Here is a 22,413-nt window from a genome sequence, read left to right as displayed (position 1 = left end):
CCACCTTTGCTCTGAAAGCGCTCCAGTACCGAGACCACCCCGATGAAAGACGATCGCACCCTTCCGCCTTCCTCCGTTTTTTTTCGAAATCGGACTGGCATTTTTAAATCGATTTGATAAAACACCGCCAACCAGCTGACGATTGAGAGGACTGACAATGAGCAGTCAAATGATCCCCGTTGAACCCTTCGACTATGTTGTCTTCGGCGCAACCGGAGACCTGACGGAACGCAAGCTCCTCCCCGCGCTCTACCACCGCCAGATTGCGGGTCAGTTCACCGACCCGACGCGCATCATCGGCGCCTCGCGCTCCGAACTGACCTCCGAACAGTTCCGCGAGCACGCCGCCAAGGCGCTGAAGGAACACCTGAAGGAAGGCGAGTACGACAAGGACGAGGTCGCGAAGTTCCTCTCCCGGATCGAATACGTGCCCGTCGACGCGACCACCAACAAGGGCTGGGACGCGCTGAAGAAATTGCTGGAGCCGGGCAAGGACCGTGTGCGCGCGTTCTACATGGCGGTCGCCCCCTCGATCTTCGGTCCGATCTGCGACGGCATTCGCGACCACAAGCTGATCACCAAACAGACCCGCATCGTCGTTGAAAAACCGCTCGGGCGCGACCTCGCCTCCGCGCTGGAACTCAACAACATGATTGCCAAGACCTTCCACGAGGAACAGGTCTTCCGCATCGACCACTATCTCGGCAAGGAGACGGTGCAGAACCTGATGGCGCTGCGCTTCGCGAATGCGCTCTACGCGCCGCTCTGGAACGCCAACCATATCGACCATGTGCAGATTACCGTCGGCGAAGAGGTCGGGCTTGAGGGCCGGGCCGGCTATTACGACAAGTCCGGGGCGCTGCGCGACATGGTGCAGAACCACATCCTCAACGTGCTCTGCATGGTGGCGATGGAGACGCCCTATTCGATGGAGGCGGAAGCCGTCCGCGACGAGAAGCTCAAGGTGCTGCGCTCGCTGAAGCCGATCACCGAGGAAAACGCCAGCGCATTGACCGTTCGCGGGCAATATCGCGCCGGCGCGTCCAAGGGCGGGGCCGTCAGGGGCTATCTCGAAGAACTCGAAGGCGAGTCGGACACCGAGACCTTCGTCGCCATCAAGGCCGAGGTTGAAAACTGGCGCTGGGCCGGCGTGCCGTTCTACATCCGCACCGGCAAGCGGCTCGCCACCCGGCTTTCGGAAATCGTCATCACCTTCAAGGAAATCCCGCATTCGATCTTCGGCGACCATGCCGGCCGGATCGCGGCCAACCAGCTCGTGCTGCGCCTGCAGCCGGACGAGGGCGTGAAGCAGTGGCTGATGATCAAGGATCCCGGTCCCGGCGGCATGCGGCTGCGCCAGGTCGCACTCGACATGAGCTTCGCCCAGGCCTTCGACGTGCGCAACCCGGATGCCTATGAGCGCCTCCTGCTCGACGTCGTGCGCGCCAACCAGACGCTGTTCATGCGCCGCGACGAGGTCGAGGCGGCATGGCGCTGGTGCGACCCGATCCTCAAGGCCTGGGAGGAGACCAACCAGCCGGTTCACGGCTATACCGCCGGCACCTGGGGCCCGAGCAAGGCGATCGCGCTGATCGAGCGCGATGGCCGCACCTGGCACGAGCCGCTGTGAGGGCGAGCGACATGACGCAGACAATGCACACATTCGAAAACGGCGCCGATCTGGCCGTGGCCCTGTCCGCGGCCGTTGCCGGCAAGCTTGCGGCGGCGATCGCCGACAAGGGCATGGCCGCGCTCGCCGTTTCCGGCGGTTCGACGCCCAAGGCCTTCTTCCGCGCGCTGTCATCGGCGCCGATCGACTGGGAGAAGGTGACCATTACCCTGGTCGACGAGCGGTTCGTGCCGGAGGACAATCCGCGCTCGAACCATCTTCTGGTGAAGGAAAACCTGTTGATCGGCCCCGCCGCCAGCGCCCGGTTCATTCCGCTCTACCAGAAGGTGGAAACCGCCGAGGAGGCGGCCGATATCGTGACCAACAAGGTGTCGGCGGCAAGCCTGCCCTTCGATGTCGCGGTGCTGGGCATGGGAACCGATGGCCATACGGCCTCGTTCTTCCCCGGAGGCGACACGCTTGAAAAGGCGCTCGACAAGGCAACGCCCGCAGGCGTGATGGCAATTCATGCCGAAGGCGCCGGCGAAGCGCGGCTGACCTTCACCTTCTCCAGCCTCGAAAATGCGGGCCTGCTGGTGCTCCATATCGAAGGCGAGGCCAAGAAGGACGTTCTGAACAAGGCGCTGGACGGCGACGACGAAGCGGAAATGCCCATCCGCGCCGTTCTGACCCGCGCCTCATCACAAGTGGAAATATACTGGGCGCCCTGACACATTCTGCCGGGCGCCTTCCGCCAAGCACAGGAAAAGCCCATGACCGCCGATCCCCGTATTGCAGAAATCACCGCCCGCATCGTCGAGCGGTCCAGACCGACCCGTGAAGCCTATCTCGATCGCGTCTCCCAGGCGATCGCGAAGGGCGTCCATCGCTCCGTGCTGTCCTGCGGCAATCTCGCCCATGGCTTCGCGGTCTGTTCCCCCGCCGAGAAGGTCGCGCTTTCGGGCGATACCGTACCCAATCTCGGCATCATCACCTCCTATAACGACATGCTGTCGGCCCATCAGCCGTTCGAAACCTTTCCGGCGCTGATCCGCGAGGCCGCGCATGAGGTCGGCGGCGTGGCGCAGGTTGCCGGCGGCGTGCCGGCGATGTGCGACGGCGTCACCCAGGGCCAGCCCGGCATGGAATTGTCGCTGTTTTCGCGCGACCTGATCGCGATGGCGGCCGCTGTCGGCCTGTCGCACAACATGTTCGACGCCGCCGTCTATCTCGGCGTCTGCGACAAGATCGTGCCCGGCCTGACGATTGCGGCACTCACCTTCGGCCATCTGCCGACGATCTTCATTCCGGCCGGACCGATGACCACCGGCCAGGGCAATGACGAGAAATCGCATATCCGCCAGCTCTATGCCGAGGGCAAGGTCGGGCGCAAGGAACTGCTGGAATCTGAATCGAAATCCTATCACGGGCCCGGCACCTGCACCTTCTACGGCACCGCCAACTCCAACCAGATGCTGATGGAGATGATGGGCCTGCACATGCCCGGCGCCTCGTTCATCAACCCCAACACGCCGCTGCGCGACGCGCTGACCAAGGAGGCGGTGAAACGCGCCTTTGCGATCACCGTCGAGGGCAACGAATTCACGCCCGTCGGCCAGATGATCGACGAGCGCTCGATCGTCAACGGCGTCGTCGGCCTGCATGCGACCGGCGGCTCCACCAACCATACCATGCACCTGGTGGCGATGGCGCGGGCCGGCGGCATCCATCTTACGTGGCAGGATATTTCCGACCTCTCCGATATCGTGCCGCTGCTTGCCCGCGTCTATCCGAACGGGCTTGCCGACGTGAATCATTTCCACGCCGCCGGCGGCATGGGCTATCTGATCCGCCAATTGCTGAATGCCGGCTATCTGCACGACGATGTCCGCACCGTGTTCGGCGAAGGCATGGAAGCCTATGCGATCGACATCCGGCTCAACGACGACGGCACCGTTTACCGCGAGCCGATCGGCGACGGGCCGAGCGCCGACCCCAAGGTGCTGACCACCCATGACAAGCCGTTCCAGCCCAATGGCGGCCTGAAAATGCTTGCCGGCAATGTCGGCAAGGCCGTCATCAAGATTTCCGCCGTCAAGCCCGAACGCCGGGTCATCGAAGCCCCGGCGATCGTGTTCCACGATCAGCAGGCGCTTCAGGACGCCTTCAAGGCCGGCGACCTCAACCGCGATTTCATCGCGGTGGTCCCCTTCCAGGGCCCGAAATCGAACGGCATGCCGGAACTTCACCGCCTCACCCCGCCGCTCGGCGTGCTGCAGGACCGCGGCTACAAGGTGGCGCTTGTCACCGATGGGCGCATGTCCGGCGCATCCGGCAAGGTGCCGGCCGCCATTCACGTGACCCCGGAAGCAAAGGACGGCGGCCCGATCGCGAAAATCCGCACCGGAGACCGGATGCGGCTCGATGCGGAGGCCGGGACGCTGGAAGTGCTGGTGCCCGCCGAGGAATTCGATGCCCGGCCGGCCGTCGAGGCCGATCTCTCCGGCAATGATTTCGGCATGGGCCGCGAGTTGTTCGCCCCGTTCCGCCATCATGTCGGCACCGCCGATCACGGCGCCAGCGTGTTTTTCGGGTAATCGTTAAGGCTGTTCTCAATACGTGAATGGCTGCCTCAATTCGTGCGCCTTGCTGCCACGAAATAAACATATGCCACCAATAATCGTCAGGCCGGGAAACAAATCCGGGGCCTTATTCGTTTGTAGGTCAAGGGGTCAATCGGACAGGGGAAACTGTCACATTCCAGCAACAGCTCCCAACGAAGTTTGCGGAATGTGCAAAGTTCATTTGATCGATTGATTATATTGCCTATCTGAACGCTAGGTGAAACACATTGAAGGAGTACAAGTAATGAAAAAGATTCTTCTCGCTTCGGCCGCTCTGATCGCCATGGGCGTATCCGCAAAGGCAGCTGACGTGGTCATGACCCCGGCGGCTGAGCCTTATGTCGCCCCGCAGGTCATTCCGCAGACCTTCAGCTGGACCGGCTTCTATCTCGGTGGCACCGCTGGCTACGACTGGGCGAGCGCCAACCTGCACTACAACGGCGTTGCAGGCAGCGGCGACGACTTCAACGGCGGCAAGCTCGGCGGCTTCGCCGGCTACAACTACCAGTTCGACAACAACGTCGTTGTCGGTGTTGAAGGTGAGCTCGACTATAACTGGAACGAGCAGAGCTATAATGTAGGCCTGCCCTACACCGTCAAGGCCGGTTCCGATTGGGAAGGCTCCGTTCGCGCACGTCTGGGTTATGCATTCGACAACGCCCTGATCTACGCAACCGGCGGCTGGGCGATTGCCAACGGCTATCTTAAGGCCGACGGCCTCGAGCAGGACCAGGCCTTCAACGGCTGGACCGTTGGCGCAGGTATCGATTATGCCCTCAGCCACAACGTCTTCGCCGGTCTGGAATACCGCTACACCGACTTCGGCAAGAAGGACTTTGACGGCGCTCTGACCGGCTTTGAAGCCAAGGACTACACGTCCAACCGCGTCATGGCCCGCGTCGGCTACAAGTTCTGATCTTTCGAACGGCGGTTCTCCCCCTCCGCCGTTCGTTCTCCGCTGCTCCCCCCCTCCCGCGGCGGAGAACATGGAAAAGCCCGCCGGCAATTGCCAGGCGGGCTTTTTTTGCGTCAATGCGACCGGAAATCAGCGATAGAGGTAGCTGTGGCCGCTTTCGTCGAACAGGTGCAGTTTTCCCGGATCGGCGACAAAGCGCATCACGTCGCCGGCCTTGCCCTTGTGGATGCCGGGTAGCTTCACGATGATCGGGTCCTCGTCGATCAGATCGCCCTCGATATAGATCAGCGTCACTTCGCCCAGCGCCTCGATGATCGCGATCTTGCCTTCGAACAGGAAGTCCTCACCCTCCGCCGCTTCATTCACATCCTCGGGGCGCACCCCGAAACTTGCCTTCTTGCCGAGATCCTTCTCGGGCGTCTTGATCGGTACTTCGAAACGCTTGCCGTCGTTGAGTTCGACCTCCGTGGTCTCGCCCGCGCGGGTGATCTTCACCGGCATGATGTTCATCGCCGGCGAGCCGATGAACTGGGCGACGAACAGGTTCGACGGCCGTTCGTAAAGATCGAGCGGCGCGCCAACCTGCTCGATATACCCGCCCGAAAGCACAACGATACGGTCCGCCAGCGTCATCGCCTCGACCTGGTCGTGGGTCACGTAGATCATCGTGGTATCGGGCATCTTTTCGTTGAGCTTGGCGATCTCGATACGGGTCGCGACGCGAAGGGCTGCATCGAGGTTCGACAGCGGTTCGTCGAACAGGAATACCTTCGGATCGCGGCAGATGGCGCGGCCGATCGCCACGCGCTGACGCTGTCCGCCCGAAAGCGCCTTCGGCAGGCGATCGAGATAGGGCGTGATCTGCAGCATGTCGGCCGCGGCCCGCACGCGCCGATCGATCTCTTCCTTGCTCTCCTTGGCGATGCGCATGCCGAACGCCATGTTGTCGTATACCGACATGTGCGGATAGAGCGCATAGGTCTGGAACACCATGGCGATGCCGCGCTTGGACGGCGGGACCTGGTTGACCACCTGGCCGTCAATGGAGATATCTCCGCCGGAAATTTCCTCCAGCCCGGCGATCATCCTGAGCAGCGTGGACTTGCCGCATCCGGAAGGACCGACGAACACGACGAATTCGCCCGGCTCGATTTCCAGGTCGATCTTGTGAAGTACCCGGACGTTGCCATAGGATTTCTTGACGTCCTTGAGTGTAACACCAGTCATTACCGCCCCTTTCCCTAAGCGCCGTTGCGGGCGAAATAGCCGCCCCAGGCAGGAAGTTTTATTGTATTGCCCTCAGCCTCGAACGAGAAGCCGGTTCGTTCGGCCCCGAGCGTCTGCCATGCGCCATCCGGCAGTCGCGTCGTCACCGGCGCGTCCGAGATATTGAAAACGCAAAGCACGCTCGCGCCGTCAAGGTGACGCGTGAAAATCAGCAAGCCATCGCTGTCGGCCTCGTGAAACGCGATCCCGCCTCTTGCCAGCGCCGGCAGGCCTTTGCGCAGCGCGAGGAAGCGCCGGTAATGCTCAAGCACCGATCCGTCCTCGCCCTGCTGGACATCGACCGCCTTCATCACATGATCGGGCGAGACCGGCAGCCAGGTTTTTTCGGCCGTCGAGAATCCGGCATTGGCCGCGCCCGCCTGCCAGACCATCGGCGTACGGCAGCCGTCGCGGCCCTTGAATTCCGGCCAGAACTCGATGCCGTAAGGATCCTGAAGGTCCTCGAACGCGATATCGGCCTCGCTCAGGCCCAGTTCCTCGCCCTCATAGAGGCAGATCGAGCCCTTGAGCGTCATCAGCAGCGAGGCCAGCATTTTTGCATAGGCCTCTCTGTCCTCGATACCGGCGCCCCAGCGGCTGATATGGCGCACCACGTCATGGTTGGAAAACGCCCAGCAGGCCCAGCCCTCGGGCGCGGCGGCATCGAACGCATTGATCGAGTTCACGACATGGCGCGGCGTCACCGGCTGCGGCGCCAGGAATTCGAAGGCGTAGCACATCTGCATCTTGTCGCCGCCGGAGGTGTATTCGCCGACGATTTCGAGCCCGCGCTGGCTGTCGCCAACCTCGCCGACGGCGGCAACGGCCGGATATTCCTCCATCACCGCCCTGAGCCGCTTCAGGAAGGCCAGATTTTCCGGGCGGCTCTTGTCGTAGAGATGTTCCTGATAGTTGTAGGGGTTGACCGCCGGCGCCGTCTGGTCGTTGCGAAGCGCGGGCGCGAGCGCCGGATTATCGCGTAGGTCCTGATCATGGAAGTAGAAATTGATGGTGTCGAGGCGGAAGCCGTCAACCCCGCGATCGAGCCAGAACCGGGCGACGTCGAGCAGCGCGTCCTGCACATCCATGTTGTGGAAGTTGAGGTCCGGCTGCGACACCAGAAAATTGTGCATGTAATATTGCAGGCGGCGGGAATCCCACTGCCACGATGAGCCGCCAAAGATCGACAGCCAGTTGTTGGGCGGCGAGCCGTCCGGCCTGGCATCAGCCCAGACATACCAGTCGGCCCTCTGATTGTCGCGGCTCGACCGGCTCTCCACGAACCAGGGATGCTGATCCGAGGTATGGGACAGCACCAGATCGATCATGATCTTCAGGCCGAGGTCGTGGGCCTTTTCGATCATCGCATCGAAATCGGCCAGCGTGCCGAACATCGGATCGATGTCCTTGTAGTTCGACACGTCATAGCCGAAATCCTTCATCGGCGAGGTGAAGAATGGCGAGATCCAGACCGCGTCGGCGCCCAGGCCGGCGATGTAATCCAGCCGGTCGGCAATGCCGCGGATATCGCCGATGCCATCGCCGTTGGAATCCTGAAACGAGCGCGGATAGACCTGGTAGATGACGGCGCCGCGCCACCAGTCCTTGTCGATGACTTTGATATTGGTATCGTTCATTTTCTTGTCTTTTCTTGTCATTTTAGCAGTCCGGGTTCGCAGCCCGGGCGGCCTCAACCGCCCTTGACCGAGCCCGCCAGCAGGCCGCGCACCAGATAGCGCTGCAATGTGAAGAACACGGCGAGCGGAACCAGTATCGAGATGAAGGCCGAGGCGGTCAGGATTTCCCAGTTGCCGCCGCGCGAGCCGAGCAGTTCGCGCAACCGTGCGGTCAGCACGATGGTCTGTTCGCTGTTGCCGAGGAACACGGTCGCCACCAGCAGATCGTTCCAGGTCCACAGGAACTGGAAGATCGCGAACGAGGCCAGCGCCGGATAGGACAGCGGCAGGATGATCTTGTTGAAGATCATGAAGTCGTTGGCGCCGTCGACGCGGGCAGACTCCATGATTTCCCGTGGCAGGCCGGCAATGTAATTGCGGAGCAGATAGATCGCCAGCGGCAGGCCGAAGCCCATATGCGCCAGCCATATCCCGACATAGGTTTTTGAGGGCACACCGAATATATCGCCGATCCAGTTATACATCTTCAGAAGCGGGATCAGCGACATCTGCAGCGGCACCACCAGCAGCCCGACAATGACGGCGAGCAGCAGGTTTCGGAACGGGAACTTCATCCACGACAGCGCATAGGCCGCATAGGCCGCCACCAGCACGGGGATGATCGTCGAGGGGATCGCGACCGTCAGCGAGTTCAGGAACGAGCGTCCGATGCCTTCGGAGGTCAAGACGTTGCGATAGTTTTCGAGCGTGAAACGCGGCGGAATTTCGGCGGTGACGAAGACGCGCTCGCCGCGCCTGCCGAAGGGCTCCTCGGAGGTCATCCGGAATTCGCCGTCGGCCTCCACCGTGATTTCCTTGCCGTCGCCCATGTCGACGGTCTGTCCGGCCTCGAACTCCTCGGGTCTCAGCGAGGTCGTGCCGAAGCGGGAAACCTCGCCGCCCGCCCCGTCCAGCGCGTTGCCGGTGATCACATAGAGGCCGTCCTCCTCGGTCTGCCCCTCCGCGCCCGACGCGCGATAAATCAGGTTCTGCGTGGAGGTCGACAGCGAGGTCCACCAGCCGGAGGCGACGATCTGGTCCTTGTCGCGCAGCGATGTGATCAGCAGACCGAAGGTCGGGATGGTCCACAGGATCACCAGCAGCAGCACGGTGATGTGGGAGAACCAGACCAGCGGGGATTTCTTGTGCGAGTGCATCTACCGGCCCTCCATCTCTTTGCGCGAATTCCGGATGTTCCAGACCATGATCGGGATCACCAGAACCATGATCACGATGGCGATCGTGGCGCCGCGGCCGAAATCGCCGCCGCCCCTGAACATCCAGTCGAACATGAGATTGGCGAGCACCTGGGTATCCCACTGCCCGTTGGTCATCGCCAGCACGATATCGAAAATCTTCAATACGATGATGGTGATCGTGGTCCAGACCACGGCAATGGTGTTGTATATCTGCGGAACCATGATCTTGAAAAATATCTGCAACCCGTTGGCGCCGTCGATCACGGCGGCCTCGATGGTTTCCTCGGGAATGCCGCGCAGCGCCGCCGACAGCAGCACCATGGCAAACCCGGTCTGGATCCACAGAAGGATGATCATCAGGAAGAAGTTGTTCCAGAACGGCATGGCGATCCACACATGCGGCTCGCCGCCCATCGAAACGATGATCGCGTTGAGGATGCCGATCTGGTCGGCGCCGTCGCCGCGATAATCATAGACGAATTTCCAGATCACCGAGGCGCCGACAAACGAGATCGCCATCGGCATGAAGATCATCATCTTGGCAAACGAGCCCCACCAGATGCGGTCGGTCAGCCAGGCGATGACGAGCCCGAAGAAGGTCGAAAGCGCCGGCACGAACAGCAGCCAGAGCATGTTGTTGAACATCGATTCGCGAAACTCGGAATCGTTGAACATCCAGACATAGTTGGCGGCCCCGACATAGGTGTCGCCCGAAGGGCCGTGCACCGAATACCAGAGCGAGGCGAAAACCGGATAGACCAGATAGATCCCGAGCGACAACAGCGCCGGCAGCAGGAACAGCCAGGGGCGGATCATGCCGGAGATGCGCAGATTGCGCACCCCGTCCGCCGGGTCCTTCGTCTGGGACGGAAAGATGATGTCGAGCAACTTGTTGGTGCCGTAGAAATAGATCACGGCGGCGGCCACGCCGATGACGACGGCCAGCAAGGCTTTGATGATTTGTTCCACGCCTCTCACTCCCCGTAGCGGTTCTGCAACGGCTTGTCGCCGCGCCGCTCAGCTTATTGTCGGGTCAGCCCGGCGCCGCGGCGCCGCGTTCCCTCTTGTTTTGCCGCGCGCAGCGGGCGGAAACCGTTGACCGCTCTTACTCGACGCGCATTGGCAGAAGTCTGACGTATCGGCCGCCATCTGACAACCACGCAGGCTTCAGACAGGGCGACCGGGCCGTAAACGGCCCGGTCAATTATTGCAGATCCGTCTGGACTGGCGACCGTTACTTGATCGAGTCCCAGGTGTTCTGGATGTTGGTGGCCGCTGCTTCCGCAGACTGGCCGCCGACAAAGTCGACCATGCCGGTCCAGAAAGCGCCCGCGCCGATCTTGCCCGGCATCAGGTCGGAACCGTCGAAGCGGAAGGTTGTCGCTTCCGTCAGGATTTCGCCCTGGCCGCGCAGCGCGTCATTGGCATAGGCTTCCGGATTGACGCCCGTGAACGGGGTCAGGAAGCCGGACTGGGCCATCCACACTTCATGCGCGATCGGGGTTTCCAGGAACTCGATGAAGGCCTGTGCCGCGGGGCTGTCCTTGGTGATGCCGAACAGCGTGCCGGCGCCGAGAACCGGCTTGCCGAGGTCTTCGCCTTCATAGGCCGGGAAGTAGAAGAAGTCCGCATCCAGCCCAAGCTCGGTGCCTTCCGGGAAGAAGGACGGAATGAACGAGGCCATGTGGTGCATGTAGCACTTCGGCGGCGACGAGAACAGACCCTTGGGGCTGTCGCGGAAGTCGGTGGACGCCACAGCGGCGGCCCCGCCATCGACGAACTTGTCGTTCTTGGCGAACCAGCCGAATTCGTCGATCGCATTGACGATGCGCGGATCGTTGAACGGAATTTCGTTGGTCACCCACTGGTCGTATATTTCCGGCGGTTGCGTGCGCAGAACCATATCCTCGACCCAGTCGGTCGCCGGCCAGCCGGTGGCGCCGCCGGAACCAAGACCGATGCACCAAGGCGTGCCGCCATCGGCGACGATCTGCTCGGTCAGCGCCTTCAGCTCTTCCATGGTCTGCGGAACTTCATAGCCGGCATCGTCGAAATTGTCCGGCACATACCAGACCAGGGACTTAAGGTCGGCCTTGTAGGGGAATACGTAGAGCGCCTTCTCGCCGTCCTTGCCGGTATAGCTCGACAGGTCGACCCAGGAGCCGCCCGCCGCGTAGTTTTCGGAGAGGAACTCGCCGACAGATGCCGGAAGCTTGGTCAGCAGGCCCTTGGCGGCGAGATCGGCGGCGAGACCCGGCTGCGGAAATACCGCGATGTTCGGCGGGCTGCCGGCCTGGGTGTCGATCACGATCTGCTGTTCGAAAGAATCGGAGCCGGAATATTCGACATTGGCGCCGGTCGCCTCTTCGAAATAGGCAAGCACGCTTTCGACAAGGTCTTTGTCCGGGCCGAGCCAGGGGCCGAAGATCGTCAGCGTCTGGCCCGAAATGTCACCGTGGCTTTCGGAAAACTGGTTGTAGCTGTCCCAGTTGAAGCGGGAATCCTCGCCAACGGGGAATTTAAGGTCGGCGGCATTGGCAGCGCCGGCAAAAAGCGCCAGCGTGGCGACGCCGGTGAGAAGAGCTCTGTTCATGTGATTTACCTCCCATCACATACGGCCCTGTCACGGGCCTTGGTTGTCATTCGGCACTTTATCCAAAGCGCTTTGACACCTTCGAACATTTCTCGCGCAGGGGTCAGGAGTCAACCCCCCGCATCGAAAACAGGCGATTTTTTGGAGAATTTGTCGCATAATAAATAAATTTTGTGACGACGGCTTGAAAATTGTCAGGCTAGGCGCTTTGATGAAATCCAAGTTTTACCCAAAACGCTTTGAGGAGAGCGGAAGGGAAAGTGGAGGTGAGAAGTTGCAACTGCATCAAGCATTTGCAATGAAGCTCGGCGCCGTCGGACCGTACCTGGTCAAGAGAGGATTGAAAAAACCCTCAAACGACGCGCCTCGCGCCCAGGCACGGGGATTTCATCTGGGCTCATCGCGAAAACGGCCCTGAGCATGCGGGAGGATGAATGTGAACCTGAAGCAATTGTCGGCCCGGCTCGGCCTTTCCCCGACCACGGTCAGCCGGGCCCTGAACGGCTATCCGGAGGTCAATGCGGTGACGCGGGAGCGTGTCCTGAAGGCCGCGCGCGAAACCGGATACCGCCCGAACCGGACCGCCCAGCGGCTGGCGACCGGCAAGGCCGGCTCGATCGGCCTGTTGATGCCGATCGGCGACCAGGTGATTTCCGATCTGCATTTCGGCGAATTCCTCAACGGGCTGGGTGAAAAGGCCCAGACCGAGGATTTTCACCTCGTGGTCATGCCATCCGACCCGGCCGACGAAGTGACCGCGCTCAGAAGCCTTGCCACCAGCGGCTATGTCGACGGGCTGTGCCTCGCCTATATCCGCGAGAACGACCAGCGCATCGACCTGATGGAGTCCTTCGGCCTGCCTTTCATCGTCCATGGCCGCTTCTTCGACGCGCCGCATGCCTATCCCTCGCTCGACGTCGACAACGAGGCCGCGTTCTACGATGCGACCCGGCTCCTGCTGCAGCTTGGTCACCGCCGCATAGGCCTGATCAATGGCGACGAGAATTTCGGCTTTGCGATAAGGCGACGCGAAGGCGTCGCAAAGGCCTGCCGCGAAGCCGGGCTCTCGCTGGAGCCACGCTTTCACGTCTCCACCCAGATGACGGAGGCCGACGGCCAGCGGGCCGCCGAGCGGTTTCTCGCGCTCCCCGAAACGCCGAGCGCGATCGTGTGCTCCAGCATGATCCAGGCGCTCGGCATCGTCCGCGCGATCGCGGCAGCCGGCCTGACGCTCGGAGACGACATCTCGCTGATTTCCTATGACGATGTCTTGCCGCTGCTGCGGCCCGAACTCTTCAGCGTGCCGCTGACGACCACGCGCTCATCGCTGCGCACCGCCGGCAAGCGGGTCGCCGAACGGCTGATCAACCGCATAAACGGCACGGAGACGGACAATTTCGCCGAGTTGTGGCGACCGGAACTGGTGGTGCGGTCCTCGACCGGACGGGCGCCGGATTGAGGCAAAAGGCTTGCGCGAAGGAGCGGCTCAGAACTGGCGCAACCAGGCATTCAGGCTGGAAAACCCCTCAGGGTTGATTGCATAGAACCGCTTTGTGCCGACAGGCGTCACCCGCACCAGCTTGCTGTCGAGCAGAGCCTTCAGATGCTGCGAAACCGCAGGCCTGCTTATGGGAAGGCCCTCCGACAGTTCGGTAACCGTTTTGGGCTCGCGACGAAGCGCCATCAGAAGATGGCGCCGGTTGGGATCCGCGATTGCGACGAAGGGGTCAAACGTGCTCATCGCGGCACATTACGTCAAAGTCAGCTAACCGACAAGTCGTTCATTGCGCAAAACAGCCGAATTAAAACCGGGCGGCGTCAAAATACTCGACAACCGTCTGGGTATTTTTTGTATTTTTATTAGACCCAACTAAAACGCTCGGCGATTCTGACAAAACCTGACTGTTATCACCCGGTTTATTCGCTGTAATGCTACCGGTAACTTGCTGAAGCGCTACGTTTACCTCCCCGGGACGCTCGCCTTTTTGCGGAGAGTCCGGAGCGCTGGCATTGATGCGGGCAGCCGTCGGTTTGAAAAGCGTACGGAAATCATTGTCGTCATTATAGGCGAGTTCGGTGGTCTCGCCCATCTCCGCAAGCTTGCGGGCAAGCTCGCTGCGGGCCTGGCTTCTCGGCGGCTCATCAACCACCACGGCAGGCGCAGGGGGTTCGGCGGCAGCAAGCGCGGGCCGGGGCACAGGAACATCGTTCACGCCGATCGCCGCCCCGCCGGTTTCGGCGTAGGCAAGACGCGGACTTGGCACCGGCACCGCGCCATCGAACAGGCCAAAGCGATCGTCGTTGAATGTCCTATCATCCGATTGGAGGGCGGCGACCTCCATCGCGGGCTCGGCCGTTACAGGATCGGCGGCCTCCGACACCAGGATATCGGCAACGGACACGCCCTCTTCGGTCCCGAGGGCGGACGGCCGCGTTTGCGGCAGCGGAATATTGGCGGCAAGAGCCATCGCCGGATCGGCAGCGGTTTCGGCCCCGGTGACCGCGGTAGCTGTCGGTGTCGGCGTCGGATCGACCAGCGCTGTCGCGAGCGGGGTACCAAGTCCGGCCTCACCGACACTCGGTCTGCTGAGCGGCAGAGGAATATCGAGATTGTCGAAGGTCACCGCCGCCGTCAGGATATCGACAGGGCGCTGCGCGGGTTCGGCATCACGCTGCTGTGGTGCGGCCTGCTGTGGTGCGGCCTGCTGTGGTGCGGCCTGCTGCGGCGCTGCCTGCTGTCTTGCCGGTCGGCTCGGCGTCGGCGCGCTGTCGCCCTTCTTGCCGAACAGCATGGACAGGAGGTTCGGACGTTCGTCCTCATCCCCGTCATCCGCGCTTGCGACCTGGATCGGCTCGGAGCCGGCGACGGCGCCCTTGGCCTTGTATTCGGCCAGCGCCTCGTTATAGCCCGGCAGCGGCTTGCCATCGGCGGGCAGATGCAGGGTGTGGCCTTCCGGGAACAGCGCCACGAGCTGGCTGCGGTTCATGCGCGGCCATGCGCGCACGCTCGCCACATCGAGATGCACGAAGGGCGAACCGGATTTCGGATAATAGCCGACCCCGCCGCGCTGCAATTTCATGGCGGTCGCGCGCAATTTGGCAAGCGGTACGCCGGGAATGAAGAAATCCATCGCCTTGCCCAGCATATGCTGGGATTTCTGGGCGACACCGGAACTGTTCGCGCGCAGCATCGCATTGGTTTCGGGCGATCGGTATGCGGAAACAACATTGATGTAGTCGGTCGCGCCGACCCGCTGATAGACTTCCCAGACCAGGTCGAACAGGCGGGGATCCATGTTGGTCGGCTCCTTGCGGCGCCAGTCGCGCAGGAACCAGTTGAGCTGCTCGAGCCCCTTCTTGTCGTAGCGGCCATTGCGCTTGAAGGTGATCTCGGCTTTTTCGCCGGTATGGATGTAATAGATCTTGAGCGTCCGGGTTTCCGCGCGCGCTTCCTCGCCGCCGAAGAAGCACAACGCCGCCGCCAGTACGGCCAGTACCGCAAATGTCCGCCGCAAAAACGCGCGATATGGACGGATTGTCAAACCGGACTCTCCCTGGATTCTTCTGAACGTCGCGAAGGGCTCCCCCGAGCGCTATTCACATGCCGACATAAGAGATTAAGCCCTCTTTTCTGAAGGCGCAATGCGGCGCAAACGAGGCGATATTCCGACACAAATTCAGGTCGCCATCTTATAGGCAACATTCCGTTAATTTCCAAGTACCGTCATATCCGGTTAAGCTTTCATAAGGGTTAACCCATTGCGGCAGATCAATTACACCGAACGCTTCAGGCCGTTTTCCACCTCTCCCGACTGACCCGCGCGCGCTATCAAGACCCGGGCGGAAATTCCGGCGTTGCGGGCGGCGGGCGCGATCCATATGTTGTTGCGGCATACACGTCATGAAAGGCAGACCCCGATGTTCAATCCCCGTTTCTCCTCTCTTCCCGTCGATGGCGCCCCCGGCCGGGCGGAAGAACCGGAACTTGGCGCACTGCCCGAATGGGAGCTGTCGCATCTCTATCCAAGCGCGACCTCATCCGAATTTGCCGGCGATTTCGATGACGCCGCCAGAAAGGCGCGCGTTTTCTGTGAACGCTGGAAGGGGAAACTGGCAGACGCCGCAACCAAGTCCGGCGATGACGGGCTTGGCGCTGCGACCGAGGCCTATGAGGCAATCGGCGAAACGCTCGGCAGGCTCGGCTCGTTTGCCGGCCTTTCCTATTATGCCAATGCCGCCGATCCGGCGCTGCGCAAGCTCTACGGCGACACCTCGACCCGCATCACCGAAATCTATGCCGATCTGCTGTTCTTCGAACTCGAACTGAACCGGCTTTCCGAGGAGGCCATCGAAAAGGCGCTTGCGGGCGATCCGCGCTTTGCCCGCTACCAGCCCTGGGTGCTGGATCTCCGAAAGGAAAAGCCGCACCAGCTCGACGACCGGCTCGAACAGCTCTTCATGGAAAAGTCGACCACCGGCAGCCAGGCCTTCAACCGGCTGTTCGACCAGACCATGGACAAGATGCGCTTTACCGTCGATGGCGAGGAGATGCCGCTTGAAAAAGCGCTCAACCTGCTCTCCGACGCCAGGGAACCGGTGCGCCGCAAGGCAGCCGAGGCGCTTGCCGCCACCTTCAAGGACAATCTGGCGACCTTCTCGCTGATCATGAACACGGTTGCCAAGGATACCGAGATCAACAGCCGCTGGCACGCCTTCGAGGACATCGCCGACAGCCGCCACCTTTCCAACCGCGTCGAACGTGAGGTGGTGGATGCGCTGAGCGAGGCGGTGCGCGATGCCTATCCGCGGCTTTCCCATCGCTATTACGCGATGAAGGCGAAATGGCTCGGCATGGACCAGATGAATTACTGGGACCGCAACGCGCCGCTGCCCGATACCGCCGAACGCGTGATCGCGTGGGAGGAGGCGCGCGATACCGTGCTTTCGGCCTATGGCGCGTTCTCGCCGGAAATGGGCGGCATCGCCCGCCGGTTCTTCGATGAAAACTGGATCGACGCGCCGATCCGGCCCGGCAAGCGCACCGGTGCCTTCGCGCACCCGACCGTGCCCTCCGCCCACCCTTACGTGCTGGTCAACTATCTCGGCAAGCCGCGCGACGTGATGACGCTCGCCCACGAACTGGGCCACGGCGTTCATCAGGTGCTGGCCGCCAAGCAGGGCGCGCTGATGTGCTCGACGCCGCTGACGCTCGCGGAGACCGCCTCCGTGTTCGGCGAAATGCTGACCTTCCGCGCCCTGCTTGCAAACACCGAGGACAAGGCGACGCGCAAGGCGATGCTGGCGCAGAAGGTCGAGGACATGATCAACACGGTGGTGCGCCAGATCGCCTTCTACCAGTTCGAGCGCAAGGTCCACACCGCGCGCCGCGAGGGCGAATTGACCGAGGACCAGATCTCCGGGATGTGGATGTCGGTTCAGGGCGAAAGCCTCGGCCCGGCGATCAAGCTCGCCGATGGCTACGAGACCTATTGGAGCTATGTGCCCCACTTCATCCACTCGCCGTTCTATGTCTATGCCTATGCCTTCGGCGACTGCCTGGTGAACTCGCTCTACGCCGTCTACCAGAATGCCGAGAGCGGCTTCCAGGACAAGTATTTCGACATGCTGACCGCCGGCGGCACCAAGCATCACTCCGAACTGCTGAAGCCGTTCGGGCTCGATGCCGCAGACCCCGCCTTCTGGGGCAAGGGCCTGTCGATGATCGAAGGGCTGATCGACGAGCTTGAAGCGCTCGACTGAGATGACGCGCGAACCGCGAGCCATCTTTTCCGACGATCTTTCGGGCCGGATGCTCACGTTTCGCGCGCCCGGGGACGTCATCATCGCCGAAACCGCAGGGGAAGTCATTCCCGCCCTGCGGCGGATGGAGGCACTCCGGGCATCCGGCCACTTTCTGGCGGGCTACATGTCCTACGAGGCGGGCTTTCTGCTCGACCCCGCGCTTGCGGGCTTTGCGCCGGAAAGGCCGGACCTGCCGTTTCTCTGCTTCGGCGTCTTCGACGCGCCGGAGCAGGCCGCTCCGCCGGCGTGCCACCCCGAAGCCGAGTTCCTGACGGATATCCGGCCCGCCTGGGGCTTTGACCACTATCGCCCGCGCTTTGACCGTCTGCATGCCCATCTGATGGCCGGCGATTGTTATCAGGGCAATCTGACCTTTCCGGTCCATGCCCGTTGGAGCGGCGATCCGCTCAAAGCCTTTCACGGGCTCGCCCGGCGACAGCCGGTGCGCTATGCCGCCTATATCGATCTTGCCGGCCCGCGCATCCTGTCGCGCTCGCCGGAACTGTTCTTCCAGACCGACGCTGGCGGCATGATCGAGACCCACCCGATGAAAGGCACCGCCCCGCGCGGCAAAACCACGAACGAGGATGAAGCTATCGTCGCGGCGATGCGCGAGGACGACAAGATGCTGGCCGAAAACTGCATGATCGTCGACCTGCTTCGAAACGATATGTCCAGGATCGCCGAGCCGGGCTCCGTCCATGTTCCGGGACTGTTCGAGATCGAGACCTATCCGACGCTGCATCAGATGGTCAGCAGGGTGCGCGCCAGGCTGCGCCCGGATGCCACGCTCGAGGCGATTTTCAGCGCGCTGTTTCCCTGCGGGTCGATAACCGGCGCGCCGAAGATTTCCGCGATGAAGATCCTGCACGGGCTGGAAAGCGGCCAGCGCGGCGCCTATTGCGGGGCGATCGGCCATATCGCGCCGGACGGCGCGATGCAGTTCAATGTGGCAATCCGTACGCTGACGCTCTACGATGACGGGCGGGCGACTTTCAATGTCGGCGGCGGCATCGTGCTGGATTCGACGGCCGCCGACGAATATGAAGAGGCCCTGCTGAAAGCCCGTTTCGCCGCCTCAACACCCCTTATTGCAGCCGTCTAGTGAGTTTGCCATGATCCTGATTTCCCTCACCTATATCCAGCCGCTCGAAGAGGTGGACAAGCACTTCGACGGTCATATCGCCTGGCTGAGCCGCTATTATGAAACCGGGGTTTTCGTCGCCTCGGGCCGCAAGGTGCCGCGCACCGGCGGCGTGATCATGGCGCGCGGAACGATGGAGGCGGTCGAAGAGATCTGCCGCGAAGACCCGTTCGTCTCGGAAGGCGTCGCCAGCTTCGAATTGACCGAAGTGAATTTCACGCGCACCCTTCCCTCCCTTGAAGGCCTGAAGGATGGCGGCTGAACGGCAAGCCCTGCGGCTGATGCCCTATGGCCGCGCCTACAAGCCGTTCTCGATCGGCCTCTCCGCGCTCGACCCTGACAAATGGCTGGAGCCCGGCGACGATCTCGGACGCTATCTTGCCGAAAAGCAGCGCCTGCTGGCGACCCGTCGCGACGAAATCTTCCGCGCCGACGACGACAGCCTCGATGCCGCCCGCGAGGCGCTGGCGCTGATCGCCGGCCACCTCGAGGCGCGCCATGCCGACATCTACCGCCGTGATGGCAACAACCTGCATTTTCTCGATCATACCGTTGCACTTGACGACCCGTCGGTCCCGCCGCTTTTGACCGCGGGCATGCTGATCGAGGATGATCTGGCGATCCTGATCAATCGCGACGGAAGCTGGCATCTTTCGGCGGGCTTTGTCGCCTTTCCCTCGTCCTGGTCGCTTGCCGAAAAGGCCGGCCGGCCGATGGAGGAAGTGCATGCCGATGTGCCCGGTTTCAATGCGGGCACCCGCAACGCCGCGCTGGTTGCCCGGATTTTCGACAATCTGAAGCCGGGCCTGCCCGCCGAGCGCTTCAACTGGTCGTTCAAGGGCTCCGACGCGCTCGCCATGCCGGTTTCCAAACACCTGCCGGAGGATCCGTTCCGCCCCGTCCGTCCGATCGCGGCCAATTTCATGCGGGTCGAACGCCAGACGCTGACGCGGCTTTCCGGAACGGGCGCTATCCTGTTCACCATCCGCATCTACACCGACCCGGTCGAGGCCATTCAGCGCCGTCCCGAACGCAGGGCGATGGCCGCCGCCATGACCGGGCAACTCGCCGGGCTGAGCGCCGAGGAACGCGCCTACAAGGGCATGCAGGACGCCGATATCGCGGCGCTGATCGCCTGGCTCGACACTCTTTTGCGCTGACGGTCGGCATTGACGGCTGGAACTTGAGCCACAAATCCGCTTTACTTGAGCGCGTTGGTGTGATCTCGCTTCGCGCGGGGGAACAATTATCGCCGCGTCACAATTCCACTTTATAGCGCGTCAGGAAACCTGGTTTCCGTCAGCGCAAAGTCTGGAGATGACGGTCGGGCGCCCGCCAGGCAAACAAGAAGGAAATGGAAATGCAGCAGGAATTCCCGATCCACGCCGAAATCACCGGCCCCATCGTCATGATCGGCTTCGGGTCCATCGGTCGCGGCGCATTGCCGCTGATCGAACGGCATTTCCGTTTCGACAAGTCGCGCATGGTCATCATCGACCCGAACGACGCCCACGCAAATCTCGCCGCCAATCACGGTGTGCGCTTCATCCACGCGGCGGTGACCAGGGACAATTACGAGGAATTGCTGGAGCCCCTGCTCACCGAGGGCGAAGGCCAGGGCTTCTGCGTCAACCTTTCGGTCGACACTTCCTCGCTCGACCTGATGAAGCTCTGCCGTTCGCTCGGCGTGCTCTATATCGACACCGTGATCGAACCCTGGCTCGGCTTCTATTTCGACGAGAGCCACGGCAATGCCGAGCGCACCAATTATGCGCTGCGTGAGACCGTGCGCAAGGAAAAGCACAGGAACCCCGGCGGCACCACCGCCGTTTCCTGCTGCGGCGCCAATCCCGGCATGGTGTCCTGGTTCGTCAAGCAGGCGCTTGTCAATGTCGCCCGCGAGACCGGCGCGAGCTTCGCCGAACCCGCCGCCGATGACCGCGAGGGCTGGGCGGCGCTGATGCAGGAAACCGGCGTCAAGGGCATTCACATTGCCGAACGCGACACCCAGCGCTCGAAATTCCTGCGCCCGCCGAACGTGTTCTGGAACACCTGGTCGGTGGAAGGTTTCGTTGCCGAAGGCATGCAGCCGGCCGAACTCGGCTGGGGCACCCACGAAAAATGGATGCCGAAAAACGCCAGGGAACACAAGAAGGGCTGCAAGGCCGCGATCTATCTGGAACAGCCCGGCGCCAATACCAGGGTCAGAAGCTGGTGCCCGACGCCGGGCCCGCAATACGGCTTCCTCGTCACCCACAACGAGTCGATCTCGATCGCCGATTATTTCACGGTGACCAACGACAAGGACAAGGTGGTCTACCGCCCGACCTGCCATTACGCCTACCACCCCGCCGATGTCGCCGTGCTCTCGCTGGACGAGATGTTCGGCAATGGCGGCACGCCCCAGAAGGAAATGCTCGTTCTCGAGGAAGCCGATATCCTGACCGGTATCGATGAACTCGGCGTGCTGCTCTACGGCCACGACAAGAATGCCTACTGGTACGGTTCGCGGCTTTCGATGGAGGAGACCCGCAATCTGGTGCCCTACCAGAACGCGACCGCGCTGCAGGTGACTTCCGCTGTCATGGCCGGCATGGTCTGGGCGCTCGAAAACCCCGAGGCCGGCATCGTCGAGGCCGACGAGATGGATTACCGCCGCTGCCTCGAAATCCAGATGCCCTATCTCGGCCCGGTCGAGGGTCACTACACCGACTGGACCCCGCTCACCGGCCGCCAGACCTTCTTCGAGGAAAAGAAGGACGAAAAGGACCCGTGGCAGTTCAAGAATATTCTGGTTCAGTTCTGAGAACGCCCCCGCTCACAATCTCCCCCCTTGAGGGGGAGATTGTGAGCGGGGGCGACAGAGAGGGGTATGGGTATAAGCCGCATACGCCGTGCTGCCGGAGAGGGTTCACCCCTCTCTCCCCCTGTCGGGGTATCTCCCCCTCAAGGGGGGAGATCGGTGGCTGCCGGCCCAGCAGGATCAACCAGCGCATCACCCAGACTTCGCCTCAGCCCTTCTGGGACTTCGCGCGTTCGATCGCCTCGACGATCAGCTTCTTGGCCTCGTCGACGCCGTGCCAGCCGAAGATCTTGACCCATTTTCCGGGCTCGAGATCCTTGTAGTGCTCGAAGAAGTGCTCGATCTGCTTGAGCTGGATCTCCGGAATGTCGGTGTAATCCTCGACCTTGTCGAAACGGGCGCTGAGATCGCGCGACGGCACGGCGATGATCTTCTCGTCCTTGCCGGAATTGTCTTCCATCATCATCACGCCGATCGGGCGGACATTGATGACGCAGCCGGGCATCAGCGGGCGGAAATTGCAGATCAGCACGTCGATCGGGTCGCCATCGTCGGAGAGCGTATGCGGAACGAAGCCGTAATTGCCGGGATACATCATCGGCGTATAGAGAAAGCGGTCAACGACGAGAACGCCGGCTTCCTTGTCCATCTCGTATTTGATCGGCTGGCCGCCGATCGGGACTTCGACGATAACATTGATATCGTCGGGCGGGTTCTTGCCGATCGCAATCGCTTCAATACGCATCAGGGTCTCCAGAAAAGGGGAAGAATTTCGCGCCTT

Annotated in this window: 18 protein-coding genes; 10 read left to right on the top strand and 8 right to left on the bottom strand. The window is 61.9% G+C overall.

Annotated elements, in window-relative coordinates; all coding sequences use genetic code 11:
* Positions 1-157: 157 nt before the first annotated feature.
* The 4 genes from zwf to HQ843_RS10060 all read left to right on the top strand — a co-directional run bounded on the left by zwf (position 158) and on the right by HQ843_RS10060 (position 5,149).
* Positions 158-1,630, top strand: a complete 1,473-nt coding sequence (gene zwf, locus HQ843_RS10075; RefSeq protein ID WP_180898435.1) for a glucose-6-phosphate dehydrogenase — start codon at positions 158-160, stop codon at positions 1,628-1,630.
* Positions 1,631-1,641: 11 nt separating this feature from the next.
* Entirely contained in the window at positions 1,642-2,340 is a 699-nt protein-coding gene (gene pgl, locus HQ843_RS10070) for a 6-phosphogluconolactonase (RefSeq protein WP_180898436.1), read from the top strand.
* Between the two features lie 42 nt (positions 2,341-2,382).
* Positions 2,383-4,206 carry a phosphogluconate dehydratase gene (edd, locus tag HQ843_RS10065; protein ID WP_180898437.1) on the top strand — a complete coding sequence of 608 codons (1,824 nt, stop codon included), beginning with the start codon at positions 2,383-2,385 and terminating at the stop codon, positions 4,204-4,206.
* Positions 4,207-4,477: 271 nt separating this feature from the next.
* Complete coding sequence (locus HQ843_RS10060) at positions 4,478-5,149, top strand: outer membrane protein (protein ID WP_180898438.1); 672 nt, start codon at positions 4,478-4,480, stop codon at positions 5,147-5,149.
* A 129-nt stretch (positions 5,150-5,278) separates the two neighbouring features.
* Here the strand turns inward: HQ843_RS10060 and HQ843_RS10055 are convergent, their stop codons facing one another.
* The 5 genes from HQ843_RS10055 to HQ843_RS10035 form a co-directional block, all read right to left on the bottom strand.
* The gene (locus tag HQ843_RS10055; protein WP_180898439.1) at positions 5,279-6,376 is read right to left on the bottom strand and encodes an ABC transporter ATP-binding protein; all 1,098 of its coding nucleotides are present in this window, start codon (positions 6,374-6,376) and stop codon (positions 5,279-5,281) included.
* Positions 6,377-6,390: 14 nt separating this feature from the next.
* Positions 6,391-8,052, bottom strand: coding sequence for a beta-galactosidase BglA (bglA, locus tag HQ843_RS10050; RefSeq protein WP_180903474.1), 1,662 nt, complete (start codon positions 8,050-8,052; stop codon positions 6,391-6,393).
* Positions 8,053-8,105: 53 nt separating this feature from the next.
* Complete coding sequence (locus HQ843_RS10045) at positions 8,106-9,248, bottom strand: carbohydrate ABC transporter permease (protein ID WP_180898440.1); 1,143 nt, start codon at positions 9,246-9,248, stop codon at positions 8,106-8,108.
* Complete coding sequence (locus HQ843_RS10040) at positions 9,249-10,259, bottom strand: carbohydrate ABC transporter permease (RefSeq protein WP_180898441.1); 1,011 nt, start codon at positions 10,257-10,259, stop codon at positions 9,249-9,251.
* 265 nt (positions 10,260-10,524) lie between these two features.
* The gene (locus HQ843_RS10035; RefSeq protein WP_180898442.1) at positions 10,525-11,883 is read right to left on the bottom strand and encodes an ABC transporter substrate-binding protein; all 1,359 of its coding nucleotides are present in this window, start codon (positions 11,881-11,883) and stop codon (positions 10,525-10,527) included.
* Positions 11,884-12,319: 436 nt separating this feature from the next.
* On the opposite strand from HQ843_RS10035, the gene HQ843_RS10030 reads away from it, so the two are divergent.
* Positions 12,320-13,342, top strand: coding sequence for a LacI family DNA-binding transcriptional regulator (locus HQ843_RS10030; RefSeq protein WP_180898443.1), 1,023 nt, complete (start codon positions 12,320-12,322; stop codon positions 13,340-13,342).
* A gap of 27 nt (positions 13,343-13,369) precedes the next feature.
* Here the strand turns inward: HQ843_RS10030 and HQ843_RS10025 are convergent, their stop codons facing one another.
* Together HQ843_RS10025 and HQ843_RS10020 are read right to left on the bottom strand one after the other, a co-directional pair.
* Positions 13,370-13,624, bottom strand: a complete 255-nt coding sequence (locus HQ843_RS10025) for an ArsR/SmtB family transcription factor (RefSeq protein ID WP_180898444.1) — start codon at positions 13,622-13,624, stop codon at positions 13,370-13,372.
* Between the two features lie 61 nt (positions 13,625-13,685).
* Positions 13,686-15,425: a DUF882 domain-containing protein gene (locus tag HQ843_RS10020; protein WP_371822046.1), complete on the bottom strand. Its 1,740-nt coding sequence runs from the start codon at positions 15,423-15,425 to the stop codon at positions 13,686-13,688.
* Between the two features lie 376 nt (positions 15,426-15,801).
* Between HQ843_RS10020 and HQ843_RS10015 the strand changes: the two genes are divergently transcribed.
* The 5 genes from HQ843_RS10015 (at position 15,802) to HQ843_RS09995 (ending at position 21,635) form a co-directional block, all read left to right on the top strand.
* The gene (locus HQ843_RS10015) at positions 15,802-17,643 is read left to right on the top strand and encodes a M3 family oligoendopeptidase (RefSeq protein ID WP_180898445.1); all 1,842 of its coding nucleotides are present in this window, start codon (positions 15,802-15,804) and stop codon (positions 17,641-17,643) included.
* A gap of 1 nt (position 17,644) precedes the next feature.
* Positions 17,645-18,790 carry an aminodeoxychorismate synthase component I gene (locus HQ843_RS10010; protein WP_180898446.1) on the top strand — a complete coding sequence of 382 codons (1,146 nt, stop codon included), beginning with the start codon at positions 17,645-17,647 and terminating at the stop codon, positions 18,788-18,790.
* A 10-nt stretch (positions 18,791-18,800) separates the two neighbouring features.
* Positions 18,801-19,091 (top strand): YciI family protein, encoded by a 291-nt coding sequence (locus HQ843_RS10005; protein ID WP_180898447.1) that lies wholly within the window; start codon positions 18,801-18,803, stop codon positions 19,089-19,091.
* A complete protein-coding gene (locus HQ843_RS10000; RefSeq protein ID WP_180898448.1) occupies positions 19,081-19,989 on the top strand; it encodes a heme-dependent oxidative N-demethylase family protein in 909 nt (302 codons plus the stop codon). The genes HQ843_RS10005 and HQ843_RS10000 overlap by 11 nt, the downstream gene beginning before the upstream one ends.
* A gap of 200 nt (positions 19,990-20,189) precedes the next feature.
* Positions 20,190-21,635 (top strand): homospermidine synthase, encoded by a 1,446-nt coding sequence (locus HQ843_RS09995; protein ID WP_180898449.1) that lies wholly within the window; start codon positions 20,190-20,192, stop codon positions 21,633-21,635.
* A 205-nt stretch (positions 21,636-21,840) separates the two neighbouring features.
* Here the strand turns inward: HQ843_RS09995 and ppa are convergent, their stop codons facing one another.
* Complete coding sequence (gene ppa, locus HQ843_RS09990; RefSeq protein WP_180898450.1) at positions 21,841-22,377, bottom strand: inorganic diphosphatase; 537 nt, start codon at positions 22,375-22,377, stop codon at positions 21,841-21,843.
* Between the last annotated feature and the right edge of the window lie 36 nt (positions 22,378-22,413).

The organism is Martelella sp. NC20 (assembly GCF_013459645.1).
Lineage (GTDB): Bacteria > Pseudomonadota > Alphaproteobacteria > Rhizobiales > Rhizobiaceae > Martelella.
This window is presented reverse-complemented; position numbering and strand designations above follow the sequence as displayed.

Coding starts and splice junctions, on each gene's coding strand:
- HQ843_RS10055 (WP_180898439.1), bottom strand. CDS start 6,376: ATGACTGGTGTTACACTCAAGGACGTCAAGAAATCCTATGGCAACGTC.
- HQ843_RS10035 (WP_180898442.1), bottom strand. CDS start 11,883: ATGAACAGAGCTCTTCTCACCGGCGTCGCCACGCTGGCGCTTTTTGCC.
- bglA (WP_180903474.1), bottom strand. CDS start 8,052: ATGAACGATACCAATATCAAAGTCATCGACAAGGACTGGTGGCGCGGC.
- HQ843_RS10045 (WP_180898440.1), bottom strand. CDS start 9,248: ATGCACTCGCACAAGAAATCCCCGCTGGTCTGGTTCTCCCACATCACC.
- edd (WP_180898437.1), top strand. CDS start 2,383: ATGACCGCCGATCCCCGTATTGCAGAAATCACCGCCCGCATCGTCGAG.
- HQ843_RS10060 (WP_180898438.1), top strand. CDS start 4,478: ATGAAAAAGATTCTTCTCGCTTCGGCCGCTCTGATCGCCATGGGCGTA.
- zwf (WP_180898435.1), top strand. CDS start 158: ATGAGCAGTCAAATGATCCCCGTTGAACCCTTCGACTATGTTGTCTTC.
- HQ843_RS10005 (WP_180898447.1), top strand. CDS start 18,801: ATGATCCTGATTTCCCTCACCTATATCCAGCCGCTCGAAGAGGTGGAC.
- ppa (WP_180898450.1), bottom strand. CDS start 22,377: ATGCGTATTGAAGCGATTGCGATCGGCAAGAACCCGCCCGACGATATC.
- HQ843_RS10025 (WP_180898444.1), bottom strand. CDS start 13,624: ATGAGCACGTTTGACCCCTTCGTCGCAATCGCGGATCCCAACCGGCGC.
- HQ843_RS10000 (WP_180898448.1), top strand. CDS start 19,081: ATGGCGGCTGAACGGCAAGCCCTGCGGCTGATGCCCTATGGCCGCGCC.
- pgl (WP_180898436.1), top strand. CDS start 1,642: ATGACGCAGACAATGCACACATTCGAAAACGGCGCCGATCTGGCCGTG.
- HQ843_RS09995 (WP_180898449.1), top strand. CDS start 20,190: ATGCAGCAGGAATTCCCGATCCACGCCGAAATCACCGGCCCCATCGTC.
- HQ843_RS10015 (WP_180898445.1), top strand. CDS start 15,802: ATGTTCAATCCCCGTTTCTCCTCTCTTCCCGTCGATGGCGCCCCCGGC.
- HQ843_RS10010 (WP_180898446.1), top strand. CDS start 17,645: ATGACGCGCGAACCGCGAGCCATCTTTTCCGACGATCTTTCGGGCCGG.